The organism is Vibrio sp. MM46, from assembly GCF_027587135.1.
In the GTDB taxonomy this organism is placed as follows: Bacteria; Pseudomonadota; Gammaproteobacteria; order Enterobacterales; family Vibrionaceae; genus Vibrio; species Vibrio harveyi.
The window spans coordinates 77,426-90,511 of the sequence record NZ_JAPPTO010000016.1; the positions used below are offsets into that span (position 1 = coordinate 77,426).

A 13,086-nucleotide genomic window follows, 5' to 3' on the forward strand; every position below is an offset into this window, starting at 1 on the left:
TTGGATTCCTTTACTCTGAACGTTCCTTAGATTGTTCTTCACTATCTAGACCATGCGTTTCCGAATGTGTTTCAACGTTTTCACTCTCGTCGTCTTCTTCATAGTAGCGCACAACAAACGGTGTCAGCATGACACTCGAAGGCAGAAAATGTTTCATATCGACTCCAACCGCTTAATAGAGTGGTTTTTATACCGATTTTGGAAAAAGAGTACGTTGAAGCGGATCATTTTTGAGTTAAGCTGCAGTTTCCTTTGGCATTCATGAGCAGTAGGTCACATAGATAACATGCAATCCTATCAGTTTCGTTTCACCCTTTATGGTTGTATCGCCATTCTCTCTTGGAGCTGTTTGCTAGGCATCGCAAGATTGGTGACAGAAAGTTTGGGACCCGTGGGTGGATCAGCCATGCTGTATTCTCTGAGCTCCATTTTTCTGTTGATTGTGGTTGGCATCCCAAAACTGTCGTATTTCTCACCCAAGTATTTAGTTCTGGGTGGAGCGATGTTTGTTTGCTACGAGATCTTCCTGGCGCTGGCATTGGGCTACTCCAATTCTCGTTCTCAGGCGATTGAAGTCTCGATCGTCAATTATCTATGGCCGGCACTAACCGTTTTGTTTGCGGTATTGGGCAGTAACAAAAAGCCGAACTGGTTACTGTACCCGGCAGTTATGTTGGCATTCATTGGTGTCGCGTGGACGGTCAGTGGTGATAGCGGTTTATCACCGACGCAGTTAGTGGCGAACATCAGTAGCAATCCGATTGTTTACTTCATGGCATTTGCAGGCGCAGTCATCTGGGCTGTGTATTGCAATCTGACTCAAAGACAACAATCGAAGCACAACGCGATTACTTTGTTTTTTATCGCGACAGCCATCTCTTTGTGGATCAAATACGCCTTTACTGATGAGCCGCCAATGGCATTCAGCTGGCAAGCGATGGGGTACTTAATTGCGTCTGCGGCTTTAATGGCTGGTGGTTACGGGTTGTGGAATATCGCGATTGTTGGCGGCAATATGGTGTTTCTCGCAACCTTGTCTTACTTTACGCCGATTTTCTCTGCTCTGTTTTCTTCTATTATTCTAGGCGTCACTCTAAGCCACAGTTTCTGGCAAGGAGTCGTAATGGTAACGGTTGGTTCGCTGATGTGTTGGCTGGTCACCAAAGAGAAGCGCGAAGCGGCGGGATGAACGCTGGTATACCCAAGTGACTTCAAGATGCAGGATTCAGAGCGCTGTCATTGATTCGAGAGTAAGGAAAACAACGCAGTGTAATAGCTAGCTCTTTCCAAGTTGTTTGACGCAGCAATCGGGTCAATGACACGCTCCCAAAGGGCGAGCTGCGTTGGCTTGTATACTTTGTTGCCGATTCTTGATTTAGAATGACTAGATCTTTAAATCGCCGCCGCGTCTACAAACCAAGTCATTCTCGCTGAACCTAGCATCTCGAGGTTACTTGGGTATATAGAAATATGTAGAGCACGCTTGAGTGTCTTTCAGGTTCAAATCAAAGCAAGAAAAAAGCTCCCGAGATTGGGAGCTTTTCTTTTGAGTTCTAATGATTCTTGGTGGCGCTCTAATATGCGACGTTCAATTGTAATTGAAGCTTGAATCTGTGCTTCGATAGTCGCTTAGTAAGCTGCTTACGAGTGTGTTCTAGCGTATCAAGCTCTAGCGTGTCGTCATCCACATGCACGTCCACATTTACTCGCAGTTCTTGACCAACTTTAGTTACGCCAGCCAGTTTCAATTGGTGTTCAGTCACTTTTTCAATCTCAAGAACGTCTTTACCAACGCTCTGACACAACTCTTTGCTTGGTGTCATCATTAACAGTTCGCGTAGGGCACCAACTAGCATATCAAATGGTACTTTAAGGAAGTAGAAGCCCATCAAGACCATCATCATAGGGTCTGCATAGACCGCATAGTGTGCGTATGGTGTTAGCGATACCAACCATGCAGCGATAAAACCAACCGTTACTGCCACGCTTAACAACGTATCCATTTGCCATTGTTTTTTCTCGGCTTCGATCAAACCTGATGAGAAACGACGACTTTTCTTCGCCATAAACCACCAAGCGTAACCACAACCAATCACGTTAACGACACCGAAGATGGTTGCGATGGAAGCGTCTACCTCACGACCGCCTGTCATCAACGCGGTTACCGCTGAAAATAATGAGAAAGAAACCACCACTAAAATAACAGCGGCTTTAATAGCGATAACGATAGGTTCAAGTACAGCTTTGCCGAAAGGAAAAATAGATTTTGATGGCTTGCTGATGTAGTAAGAAGCTGCCAGTGACAATAAAGTTAACAGCAGACTGACTAGAGAATAAACACCGTCAAAAACGATGACGATCGACCCAACAAGCAAGCCAAGTACCATCCCTCCAATTGCAAACCCAGATGCTAAAAGGGCTGAGAAGGTTAGGATACGGTTTTCGTTTTTGCTTGTCCTGTCACACATAAAAGATGCCTTAAATTATTACACCCTTACATTCTTCTCCTTAGGGCAAATTTAAGCAAATGAAAACTGTGTGACATTTAAACGATAAAATGTTGGTTTTGAATTATGCTTTTATTTTTCAATGACTTAACATTAAATTCTGCTGTCAATATAATTGACGCTCACTGCAATATGTTTAGAAGTCGAATAAATACTCGCTTAACTTATCGGCCAACCAACTCATTGCAGGGTGTTCTGTTTGTCCATTTGGTACGAACATACAGTAGTCTTCTTGCGTCAAACCATAGGTGTGTTTGATCACCGCAAGTTTCTGATGTCTCAAGTAATGTCGGATCAATGGCTCTGGTAATACGCCCCATGCATCTTCTTCTAAAATAGTGTTCAGCATGTAGTCAAAACTGGAGAAGCCAATGTATCGAGTAGAAAAGGGTTGTAGCTCGGGGTTGTCTTTCTCATTCAAATACACCATCAAAGCTTGCATCTGGTTACGCAAATCTTCATCGGTGACGCGACGCATTTTGCTGAGTTGGTGATCGAAGCTACAGACCGACATCATACGAATTTTACCAAGTGGATTGTAAACGATGTGTGGGTCATCCACGCGCTCGTAATCAACACCAAATGCAAAATCGACCTGTTGAGTACTGACCAAATTAGCTAAGTCACCACTGGAAGCGAGAATCAGGTTGAATGTGGTGGATGGGAAGCGATTGTTTAGAGTATGAGATAGCTCTTGCCACAGTTCGTCTGGCAGCGAGTCGTCACGTGCCACCCAGACCTCAGCGTTGAAGCCGTCAGAAACTTGAGCGCAGGTCTTTTTGATTCGTTGTGCGGTTACGAGCAGGTTTTCGCAGTCTTTGAAGATGGCTTTCCCCGCTTCCGAGAGCGTTAGTTGATTGCCTGTGCGAGTGAATAGCTCGACGTCTAAGTCTTTCTCAAGCGCTTTAATTGCCATACTGAGTTTGGTGCGGTTGCAATCGAGTTGACGCGCAGCCTCCGATACGGAGCCATATTCGGCGATGGTACAAAAAGCTTCGACTTGAGTTAAGTTCATGATTAAAAAAGACCTAAACTAAAAAGATGAGAATCGATAACGTAGATGAATGAGCGTACTGACGCTTAGAAAGATTATCGAAAAAAACACGGATTCGCCAGATAAGTCTATGGTGTTTTGGCGTTTTTGCGGTAATCTATGGGGGTTACAAGAAGTGAACATGGAGGCCACGATGGCACAAGATTGGGACGGCTTAGCAAAGAATTGGGAATCTAACCCAGCAACAGATCAATTTGCTCAGTCGGTGTTTGCAAAGTTACAACAGCTTACTCAGCTTGATGGCATTAAAGTATTGGATTTTGGATGTGGGACAGGGCAGTTAAGCCAACTATTGTCGCCATCCGCAAAAGAGATTGTGGCGCTGGATGCATCTGAAGCCATGATTGAAGAGCTTGATAAGAAAGAGTTAGAGAATGTAGAACCAGTTGTTGACGCATTGACGCGTGGTCTAGTCGCTCAGCACCCAGCATTCCGTGGTCAGTTTGACCTTGTCGTTGCTTCTTCAGTGTTGGCGTTCATCGAAGACTACGAAACGTCTCTAGAGATTGCTCACTCGTTACTCAACGCTGGTGGTCACTTCGTTCATTTTGATTGGATCGCAGATTCAGCAAAAGAAGGCTTCACGCTAGCGAAATCAGAAAACGCACTTATCAAAGCAGGCTTTACTGAGGTAGAAACGAAGAAGGTCTTCGAAATCACATCAGACGGTCACACAATGTCAGTATTAATGGGCGTAGGTCGCCGTTAATCCCCGACAAAGAACATAAGAAAAGCGAGCTATTTAGCTCGCTTTTTTGTTTCCTTCGATTCACTAGACAAAGGTGAGTTGTAGAATTTCTTCTAAAACGTCTGGATTCGCAATCGCACCTAAGTTCTCAACTTCCTTACCATTTATGACTTGTTTGACTGCAAGTTCTACCAACTTTCCTGAGCGTGTTTTAGGAATGTCGCTGATGGCGAAAATTTGGCTTGGAACGTGCCTTGGCGAGCAGGACGTCTTGAGGCGCAACTTAATCTCTGCTACTAACCTTTCATCTAAAGTGACACCAGAAGCGGTCTGCACAAACAGCCAAATTTGTTCGTTTCGCTCGATCTCTTTACCAACGGCAATGGAATCGACGATACCTTCTATGGCGTTTACCTGCTGATAAATCTCCGCTGTGCCGATGCGCACACCGCCAGGATTCAACAATGCATCGCTACGACCGTAGAAAACAAACCCACCTTTGGCACTGCGTTCGACATCGTCACCGTGATGCCAGATATCATCGAACTTGTCCCAGTACGCGTTGTGGTAGCGTTCCCCTGAATCGTTCCAAAAGCCGACAGGGAAGTTAGGCATAGAGTTGGTGCAGACGAGTTCACCGCGCTGTCCATTCACACTTTGACCTTGCGAGTCGAACACTTGAACATCAATCCCCAAGCCAGCGTACTGGCATTCACCACGATAAACAGGCGAGATAGGGTTGCCTAATACAAAGCAGCCACAGATGTCTGTTCCGCCTGAAATAGAAGCCAAGTGCAAATCTTGCTTGATGTGTTGATACACGTAGTCAAACTGCTCTGGATAAAGCACTGAGCCCGTAGAGCACAAAGTTCTTAAAGCAGGGAGAGAGTAATCTTGGATTGGCGACAGTCCGGCTTTTTCTATCGCCTCTAGGTACTTGGCGGCAGTACCAAAGAGACTCACCTCGGCGCGCTGAGCTAAATCCCACAACACATCAGGCGTTGGGTAAACTGGGCTACCATCGAAAATCACCAAGCACGCGCCACTCGCTAGAGCAGACACGTGCCAGTTCCACATCATCCAACCACAAGTTGTGTAGTAAAAGACGCGGTCTTTAGACTGAATATCTGAATGAAGTTGATGTTCTTTAAGATGATTAAGAATCGTACCGCCAACAGAATGCACGATGCACTTAGGCTTGCCCGTCGTGCCGGAGGAATAAAGCACAAACAGCGGACTATTGAATTCCACGCGAGTGTAATGCAACGGAGCAGGGGAATACTGATTAATGATGTTTTGCCAATCGTGAGTACAAACATCGCATTCGAACACATGCGGTTTGAGGTAACCGATCTGACATAATTGTTTCAGTCCATCAAGATGATCCGCGATGTGATGGTTCTTCTCTGACATATCGAAGGTTTTGCCATTGAAGGTATAGCCATCGCAGGTAAACAGGACTTTTGGCTTCACTTGTCCGAAGCGCTCAATAACGCTCTCTACCCCAAAATCAGGGGAGGTAGACGTCCAAGTTGCGCCTAAGCTGGTGGTGGCTAGCATTGCAATAACGGTTTGTGGTATATGTGGTAAATAGCCAGCAACCACATCACCTTGCTTGATGCCGCACTCTACCAACCATTGCTGAACGCTCGAGACCTCATCACAAAGCTGTTCCCATGTGTAAGTCTGTTTGTCACCGCGTTCGTTTTCAAACCAAATCGCCAGCTCATCGGCTTGCTGCTCTGCCAAACTGAGCAGGTTCTCTGCATAGTTAACTTGGGCTTGAGGGAACCACACGGCATCTCGATTTTGCATTGGTGATTGCCAACGGCTTTCACCTTGTGCTTTTACGGTATCGCCTTGCGTGCCAATTAGGTCGCAGAACTGCCAAACCTCTTTCCAGAAATGCTCGTTATGCTCCAAAGACCATTGATGCAAATCAGAGTAGTTTTTGAGCTCGAAACCCTGCCGATTAATGTGCTCGATAAACTGCGTGATATTGGCTTGCTCGATTCGATCTTCCGTCGGCTGCCAGACTTTGTTGCTCTCGCGCATAGCTCCCTCTATAACAAAGTTTTAACGTTTTCAGTCTGAGGTGAACCAGAAATAAAGTCAAACTCGTTGGAGAAACTGGCTCCTTATGTATATCAATGTGTTAGGTGTTTATGTAAAGAAAATGTTACACCTGAATTTTGAGTGGAAAATGGTCAGGGGATTGGAAGGACAAAAGAGTATAGATAGGCTTAATGTAAAGGATTTGTTAACGGAGATGTGCGATGACTCAGTATCATTCAAAACCCGTCGATCAGGATGGAAGGGTAGAATGGAGCCATGAAGAGGATGCCATTTGGCGCGACTTGATAACAAGACAAATGAGCGTGATTCAAGACCGTGCATGCAACGCGTATCTGCATGGACTCAAACTACTCGATTTACCTCATGACCGCGTGCCACAACTGCCCGAAATTAATCGTGTTTTGATGGAAACAACGGGCTGGCAAGTGGAGCCAGTACCCGCGTTGATCGATTTTGATCGTTTCTTCAATTTGCTTGGTAATAAACGCTTCCCTGTCGCGACGTTTTTGAGAACGCGAGAAGAGTTTGATTACCTACAAGAGCCAGATTTCTTCCATGAGATCTTCGGTCATTGTGCCATGCTCACCAACCCTGATTTTGCCGCCTTTACCGAGCATTACGGACAACTTGGACAAGCCGCGACACCGAAGCAGCGAGGGTACCTTGCGCGTCTATATTGGTTTACAGTCGAGTTCGGCTTGGTTCAAGAGGGTAACAAAACCAAGATCTACGGTGGCGGCATCCTTTCATCTCCGGGAGAAACCATCTATTCATTGGAAAGCGACATCGCGATTAGAGACGAATTTGACCTGCAAACTGTGCTAAGAACCCCTTATCGCATCGATATTATGCAGCCGAAATACTACGTGATTGAAGATTTGTCCCAGCTTTTCCAAATTAGCCAACTGAATTTATTGAAACAAGCCGATCTAGCGATTGAAGCCGGATTGCTTCCACCACTTTTTGAACCAAAGGAACCTGCTCATGTTGAATGAACAAAAATGCGAAGCTTGTAGTATCGATGCCATTGCACTTAGTAAAGAGGAACAACAGTCTTTGCTGCTGCAGTTGTCTGATTGGCAGATCATTGAGAGAGATGAGATTCCTCAACTTGAGAAGGTCTACAAGTTTAAGAACTTCAAACAAGCGTGGGCGTTTAGCAACAAGATTGCTGAGCTTGCAGAAGATGAATTCCATCACCCATCAATCTTGTTGGAGTGGGGCAAAGTGACTATCACGTGGTGGAGCCATTCTATTAAAGGTCTGCATAAGAACGACTTTATCTGTGCTTCTAAGTGCGACGCATTGGCGATTGAAGAATAGAGCAGAGTGATTATGTTCACTCGTTATAAACAAAAAGCGTCCGGACTAAAGTTCGGGCGCTTTACTTTTAGTTTTGTCGTCTTGAAGAGTGGGTATTAAAGCTCAATTCGAAACACAGATGTCGTGCCTGAAACTTCATTGCCTACTGCGATAAAGTGTTGTCCGTTACGAGCAAAGTAGTTGATTGACTCTGGCGCCAAATCACCTGCTTTCGGATTGTAAGTGTCGTTCGCACACTCGCCGTCTTCCACTTCTGTACAAACTGGCTGGTTATAATCACGACGGTTTACGTAATGCAGGAACTGCGCTTGTTTCGGGTCTGTGATGTCATAAATCATGATGCCGCCTTGACGTTCCAAGCCGATGAACGCGTAATGACGACCGTTGATTTGTGCCACTTCAATTGCCTCTGGCTCAATGCCTTTGTCGTCGCTGCGGTCATCACCGCTGTCATTGCTATCATTGGTGCTGTTGAAGTTCTTGCCTTCATTCATTAATGCGATGGTCGCGAAATCGTCACCACTATCGAAAACCAACTCACCGTTTTCATCCCAAATAGAGAACGAACGCGCGCCAAAGGCTTGAACATTGTCTTGCGCAGAAAGCGTTTTTTCTGGCTTAATCACTTTTAGACGCGCGAGTTGCTTGTTGTCTTTTAGCGCCTCTGCCAGCGGGTGATCTGCCGCAACTTTTAGCTTCTTACCGCGCACTTCATCAACATGGCTTAAACAGGTGCCTTGTTCAGAAGTATATTCATCTGTACCGAGGTAATCGTCTTCATCCCACTTAAAGCCTGCTTGGTCACATAGAGCTTGTGTTGTTTTGAAGCCATATTCACGACCGTCACCTTCGTTGGCAGAGAGGATGTAAGTTTTACCATCTACCGAGTAGCTGTCGAGGGTATCTGGCATATACAGACCAACCAGCTGTGGGTAGCTCTTAAAGTTGCCAATGATTTTGTCTTTGTTCGAAGCATCCAGTTTTGAATCAGACCAAGATTTCTCGCCCAGACCAACAATTTTCTCTACCGATTTGCTTTCAGGGTTTACAATTGCCATCGCGTTGTTTTCTTGCAGCGCAACGTAGATTTTACCGTTTTCAGCAAAGGTGAGGTATTCCGGTTCTAGATCTTGCGCCACTGTGGCATTTGGACCAGAGATTCGAACATCAGCAGGCAACTCAGACTTACGTGCACCATCAAACTCATTGAAACCAATCTGCGTGACTTCTGCTTGTTTTACGCCTTGGCTCAAGTCGATTAATGTGATGCTGCCTTCTGGATCGACACTGTAGTCACCATTTGGCTCACCTTCGTTTGCTGTCGCAATGTATCTGCCATCTTTTGAGAAGCCAACCATGTCTGGCAATGCGCCAGTAGGGAAGGTGGTGATAAGCGACAAATCATCCGAGCGGTACAAGCCAACAATGCCATTCGCCTGCTTATTGCTGTTTTCAATCGCTACAGCGACTAAACCATTAAAGACTGCAACGCTGTTTGCCGCACCAATTTCAACGCCTGCCGCTTCACCTGCGCTGTTGAGATCGATGAATGCGGTTTGCGTTGGTGCGCCGTTGTCATCCATAGAAAGTACATCGACACGCTTTGCTTGAGCGTTGACCACGTAAAGCTTGTCAGTACACGCATCATATTGAACGATTTCTGCTGCCGATGTGTCGAACGGTGCGTCAGCGATAGACGTTCCCATAAAGGTCAAACCTTGAATGGATGTCTCTCCAGCAACAGGTGCTACTGGTGCTTTACATTGGGCTGCAAACGAAGAGAGAGAATCGTCAGGTTGAGATGAACATGCGATGGCAAGTGAAGATAATGCCAATACGCCTATTGCCTTAAATGGGGTGGTCATGATATTTCCTTATTAAGCAGATACAATGTTGCTCAATGCACCTAAATTAGATATCTATTCATTCACTACAACAGTGAGGAATAGCGCATTGATTGAAGTGTTATGAGGGGCTGTTGATCTTTCGCGGTTAAATTTTGTTCGAGATAAAATCGTTTTAGGCGAGGCAAGGAGAGTGTCGCCTAGTCGTTCTAAGCAAATACTCCTTAACAAAGCATGAAACGATTTTAGCCGAACCCTCCGGGCAGCGTTTGTTGGTCATTTCTACCGCGTTATCGACTTCTCATGTAGGCTAGCTACATAGCAAAGTCTCAGCCTTGTATAAATGTCCAACAATTCGCTGCAAAAATCAGCTCGAAAGGTCAACAGCCCCTAAATAAGGCTCTGAATATATTTATTATTTATGACTCTTGTATTGGCTTTTGATGAAACAAATGTGTCAGTTTTAATCTGAACGTATGTCGAACACTTGAGATGAAAAGACACTAGGAACTAAAAATAATGGAACTTAAAGAATTTTTGGATGCGCTAGCGGCATCACCTGAGACAGTAGAATTTGAAACGACAATGGCAGCCATTGAGGCAAACTACGCGTTTACGCCAGCGGCTTTTGTGAATGGTGAAACGCAGAATAATGCCGGTGAGAACAACGGCTCGTGTAAGATCTTCGCTTTTGGTCAATTGAACAACCTAAGCAAAGAAGCAACGTTGGCGTGTTTTGGTCGCTTCTACCGTGAAGACGTATTGGCACATCCAGAGAACAACGACCATCAAAACATTCGTAACTTTATGGTGACAGGTTGGGATGGTGTGAAGTTTGAATCCCAAGCGTTAGCGCAGAAATAGTTCGCAGAACTTACCTTCATTTCAATGATAGCCAGTCCGATATGTCCTATATTCGATAGGCTAGGCGACTGGCTTTTTCTCCAAACATTTACGACACAAACAAAGCTGCCCCGCATCTGGTTTTGGTAAATCTCTGGTCTCAATATCAAAGCACCAGCACGTCTCTTTCCCCGCAGCAATATCGCAGTGCGCATTCGTGCCACACTCAGGGCAAGAGTGGGTTGAGTCATTTCCTACCAATTGCTCGATGATCGCGTCTCGTTGAGCATCAGACTTATCTTTCCACTGCACGATTTCTTCCATGGTTCGGTGGCAGCCAGAACAGATTCCGCCGTTATTTTTACAGGCTGCGCGGCAAGGTGACTTCATTATTTTTCTCGTTATGCTTTCCAGTAAGCGGCGTACTTTAACATGAAATGATACTTCGCGAATCTCTATCCTTGACTCAACAAAATAGCTATTGAGTGAATAAATACTGGTCAAATTTATATGGAATGATAAACTGTATATTCAAAGTTTGAGGAGTTGGTATGTTTAAGTCATTGGTTGAGCGCTTGTTTAAGGCGACGGTAGTTGTATCTCTGGGTTTCATCTTGAGTGGATGTGCTGGTGGCCCCGTCGTCAGTGCGACGAAATTCACCAGTTATAAAGATTTTCGTCCTGGTCCAGAGGGTGGGGTCGATCTCGTTTGGGCGAGAGCAGGCTTGCGCGATGCTACTCGTTTGAAAGAGAAAATGGATGAATACGACAGCGTAGTGATTGATCGAGTGATGGTTGTGGTTCAAGAATCTGAGCTGGATGATGAAGAAATCAATGAATTGACGACATACATGGTCGATCAGCTAAAAGCGCGCATCTCACCCGTCAAAAAGATTGTCGACCAACCCGGTGAAAAAACACTTCGCTTGAGCATTGCGGTAAGTAATGTGGAAACGCCGAATCCCGTTCTTGCTGTCACCTCAAGCATTCTGCCGGTTGGCTTGGGGATTTCTACCATCTCAAAAATAACGACAGGTGAGCACACCAATGTAGGCTCAGCGACGGTGGAGTTACTGGTGAGCGATTCTGAGTGTGATGCGCCTTTGTTCGCGGCGATTGATCGTCAAGCAGGAAACAAAGACTTCTCAACCATGATTGACTCTTTAGACGATGCTAAAGACGCAATTAACTGGTGGGTCGATCGCTTGGGTGTTACTCTTAGCCAAGATTTATCCCAACAGACTCCGTAGTATATGTTAGAAAAAGAAAACCTTATTAAACTCGCTCGAATGCAAATGCCGTTTGGCAAATACGCTGGGCGTGTTCTTATTGATCTTCCAGAAGAATACCTACTCTGGTTTGATAAAAAAGGTTTTCCGGAAGGGGAGTTAGGCGAACTGCTAAAGCTCTGCCTCGCACTTAAAATTGAAGGCTTGGACAGTGTTGTTAAGCCTTTAAAGCGCATGTAACCTGCCACAGAAACTCCCTATTTTTGATTTAAAGAATTACCATGAATTTTGATATTAATGCACTGAAACACCACCAACTGGTCGAAGATGGTCAACTAGAAGGGTGCTACCTTCATCAACCTGCAAAGGGCAGTCAGCAAGATGACAAAGCGGTTTTGGCAGAACGTCAAGCGTTGGAAAAGATGGGGTATAAGGTGATTCAGGTCCAAGCTAAAGGCGGAACCACAACGTTTGCTGAGGCAATGCAAGAGTTTGCGCAGAAGACGGGGCTCCAGCCCAAGTAATAAGCGAATGGAGCAGGGCTTTTTATGTCTGGCTTATTGGCTTCTTTGATACTTTTTCGCGATCTAGAACGCACAAAAAAGCCCGTAGCATCACGCTTACGGGCTTTCTTAATTCGTTTTTACTAGGCTTTTTCAGGCGCTAGGCTTTTTTTTTCCTGTTGCATTTTCGCAAGGAAGTACACGTTAACACATGCAATAAAGCCGTTTGTTAGTACTACTGGCCATGAATCAATCATCAAACCGTAAGCTGTGAAAAGCGCACAGCCGATAAAGTTAAGGATACGAAGCTTAACGATATCTTTCATAGTTAGTGAGATTGCAACCATGATTGAAGCCGCGTAGCCTAGAATCTCAACCATATTCATTTCCATTATTTGACCCTCTTAAATCTGCCGAATTCTGTCGGTACCACTTCTTCTCATCTTGAGATTAACGAGGAAGCTCCATGCCTCGAATGGTCTTGTTCGTTTTGATGGGTGAACTATAGCAATGGAAAAACCGTGATGAAAGCCTCAAATCAAGGTTAAGAGAAGGTTAGCGATTACGCAAACGTTTAGGAAAAAAATCATTGATAATTTTACTTATTATGTTGATTGATAATAACGATGTCACCAATAGATAAAACAAAGTTGAAGAAATAAGAATTATCGCATACTATTGCAAATGAGAATTATTTACAACTAAGTCGATATTATGCCAGTAGCCATCAGTTTCTTGTTTTCGTTTGCTCTAATGATGCGTACTAAACCTCATACATGGGGCGTGATTCTTCACGTTTTAACACATGTGTTGATGCTACTTCTTATCCCTTCTGACTATGTTGTCCAATACCTTATGGTGATGTTTTTCTCTTCTCCATTCCTTATTCGACTTGCAAAACGCTCCTCTTCTTATGACATCTTATTTGCCTTTTTACCGCTTCTTATCGGTACTGGCGGGATGATGTTTACCGCTTAAAATCTGCTGGTTTCTACTTTTTACAATTAAGGTCTAAGCTT

General features: G+C 44.8%; 16 protein-coding genes. 9 read left to right on the top strand and 7 right to left on the bottom strand.

Going from position 1 to position 13,086, the window contains the following annotated elements:
- Positions 1–10 precede the first annotated feature (10 nt).
- Entirely contained in the window at positions 11–157 is a 147-nt protein-coding gene (locus OH459_RS18055) for a hypothetical protein (RefSeq protein ID WP_005453721.1), read from the bottom strand.
- A 129-nt stretch (positions 158–286) separates the two neighbouring features.
- Between OH459_RS18055 and yddG the strand changes: the two genes are divergently transcribed.
- The gene (yddG, locus tag OH459_RS18060; protein WP_199458564.1) at positions 287–1,189 is read left to right on the top strand and encodes an aromatic amino acid DMT transporter YddG; all 903 of its coding nucleotides are present in this window, start codon (positions 287–289) and stop codon (positions 1,187–1,189) included.
- Positions 1,190–1,574: 385 nt separating this feature from the next.
- On the opposite strand, the gene OH459_RS18065 is transcribed toward yddG, so the two are convergent.
- Both OH459_RS18065 and OH459_RS18070 read right to left on the bottom strand, forming a co-directional pair.
- On the bottom strand, positions 1,575–2,468 hold the full coding sequence (locus tag OH459_RS18065; protein WP_005453725.1) for a cation diffusion facilitator family transporter: 894 nt from the start codon (positions 2,466–2,468) through the stop codon (positions 1,575–1,577).
- 175 nt (positions 2,469–2,643) lie between these two features.
- Positions 2,644–3,522 carry a LysR family transcriptional regulator gene (locus OH459_RS18070; RefSeq protein ID WP_005453726.1) on the bottom strand — a complete coding sequence of 293 codons (879 nt, stop codon included), beginning with the start codon at positions 3,520–3,522 and terminating at the stop codon, positions 2,644–2,646.
- Positions 3,523–3,571: 49 nt separating this feature from the next.
- Here OH459_RS18070 and OH459_RS18075 point away from each other — a divergent pair, with 49 nt between their 5' ends.
- Positions 3,572–4,270: a class I SAM-dependent DNA methyltransferase gene (locus OH459_RS18075; RefSeq protein ID WP_269987919.1), complete on the top strand. Its 699-nt coding sequence runs from the start codon at positions 3,572–3,574 to the stop codon at positions 4,268–4,270.
- Between the two features lie 63 nt (positions 4,271–4,333).
- Here the strand turns inward: OH459_RS18075 and OH459_RS18080 are convergent, their stop codons facing one another.
- A complete protein-coding gene (locus tag OH459_RS18080) occupies positions 4,334–6,304 on the bottom strand; it encodes an acetoacetate--CoA ligase (RefSeq protein ID WP_269987920.1) in 1,971 nt (656 codons plus the stop codon).
- 221 nt (positions 6,305–6,525) lie between these two features.
- Here OH459_RS18080 and phhA point away from each other — a divergent pair, with 221 nt between their 5' ends.
- A complete protein-coding gene (phhA, locus tag OH459_RS18085; protein WP_269987922.1) occupies positions 6,526–7,320 on the top strand; it encodes a phenylalanine 4-monooxygenase in 795 nt (264 codons plus the stop codon).
- Positions 7,310–7,648 carry a 4a-hydroxytetrahydrobiopterin dehydratase gene (locus OH459_RS18090; RefSeq protein ID WP_005433587.1) on the top strand — a complete coding sequence of 113 codons (339 nt, stop codon included), beginning with the start codon at positions 7,310–7,312 and terminating at the stop codon, positions 7,646–7,648. Before phhA ends, OH459_RS18090 begins: the two co-directional genes overlap by 11 nt.
- Positions 7,649–7,743: 95 nt before the next feature.
- On the opposite strand, the gene OH459_RS18095 is transcribed toward OH459_RS18090, so the two are convergent.
- On the bottom strand, positions 7,744–9,513 hold the full coding sequence (locus OH459_RS18095) for a choice-of-anchor I family protein (RefSeq protein WP_269987925.1): 1,770 nt from the start codon (positions 9,511–9,513) through the stop codon (positions 7,744–7,746).
- A 498-nt stretch (positions 9,514–10,011) separates the two neighbouring features.
- On the opposite strand from OH459_RS18095, the gene OH459_RS18100 reads away from it, so the two are divergent.
- Positions 10,012–10,356, top strand: coding sequence for a HopJ type III effector protein (locus OH459_RS18100; RefSeq protein ID WP_005442588.1), 345 nt, complete (start codon positions 10,012–10,014; stop codon positions 10,354–10,356).
- Positions 10,357–10,416: 60 nt separating this feature from the next.
- Here the strand turns inward: OH459_RS18100 and OH459_RS18105 are convergent, their stop codons facing one another.
- Positions 10,417–10,725: a cysteine-rich CWC family protein gene (locus OH459_RS18105; RefSeq protein ID WP_054823794.1), complete on the bottom strand. Its 309-nt coding sequence runs from the start codon at positions 10,723–10,725 to the stop codon at positions 10,417–10,419.
- Positions 10,726–10,886: 161 nt separating this feature from the next.
- Here OH459_RS18105 and OH459_RS18110 point away from each other — a divergent pair, with 161 nt between their 5' ends.
- From OH459_RS18110 to OH459_RS18120, 3 genes are read left to right on the top strand one after another with little or no spacing between them, the layout of a single operon-like run.
- On the top strand, positions 10,887–11,585 hold the full coding sequence (locus OH459_RS18110; RefSeq protein ID WP_269987928.1) for a DUF3313 domain-containing protein: 699 nt from the start codon (positions 10,887–10,889) through the stop codon (positions 11,583–11,585).
- A 3-nt stretch (positions 11,586–11,588) separates the two neighbouring features.
- Positions 11,589–11,804 carry a DUF3820 family protein gene (locus OH459_RS18115; RefSeq protein WP_005433583.1) on the top strand — a complete coding sequence of 72 codons (216 nt, stop codon included), beginning with the start codon at positions 11,589–11,591 and terminating at the stop codon, positions 11,802–11,804.
- A 41-nt stretch (positions 11,805–11,845) separates the two neighbouring features.
- The gene (locus OH459_RS18120; protein WP_005453747.1) at positions 11,846–12,088 is read left to right on the top strand and encodes a hypothetical protein; all 243 of its coding nucleotides are present in this window, start codon (positions 11,846–11,848) and stop codon (positions 12,086–12,088) included.
- A gap of 122 nt (positions 12,089–12,210) precedes the next feature.
- Here the strand turns inward: OH459_RS18120 and OH459_RS18125 are convergent, their stop codons facing one another.
- Positions 12,211–12,459, bottom strand: a complete 249-nt coding sequence (locus tag OH459_RS18125) for a YgjV family protein (protein ID WP_009696088.1) — start codon at positions 12,457–12,459, stop codon at positions 12,211–12,213.
- Between the two features lie 322 nt (positions 12,460–12,781).
- Here OH459_RS18125 and OH459_RS18130 point away from each other — a divergent pair, with 322 nt between their 5' ends.
- Complete coding sequence (locus OH459_RS18130; protein ID WP_005453751.1) at positions 12,782–13,045, top strand: hypothetical protein; 264 nt, start codon at positions 12,782–12,784, stop codon at positions 13,043–13,045.
- The last annotated feature ends 41 nt before the right edge of the window (positions 13,046–13,086 follow it).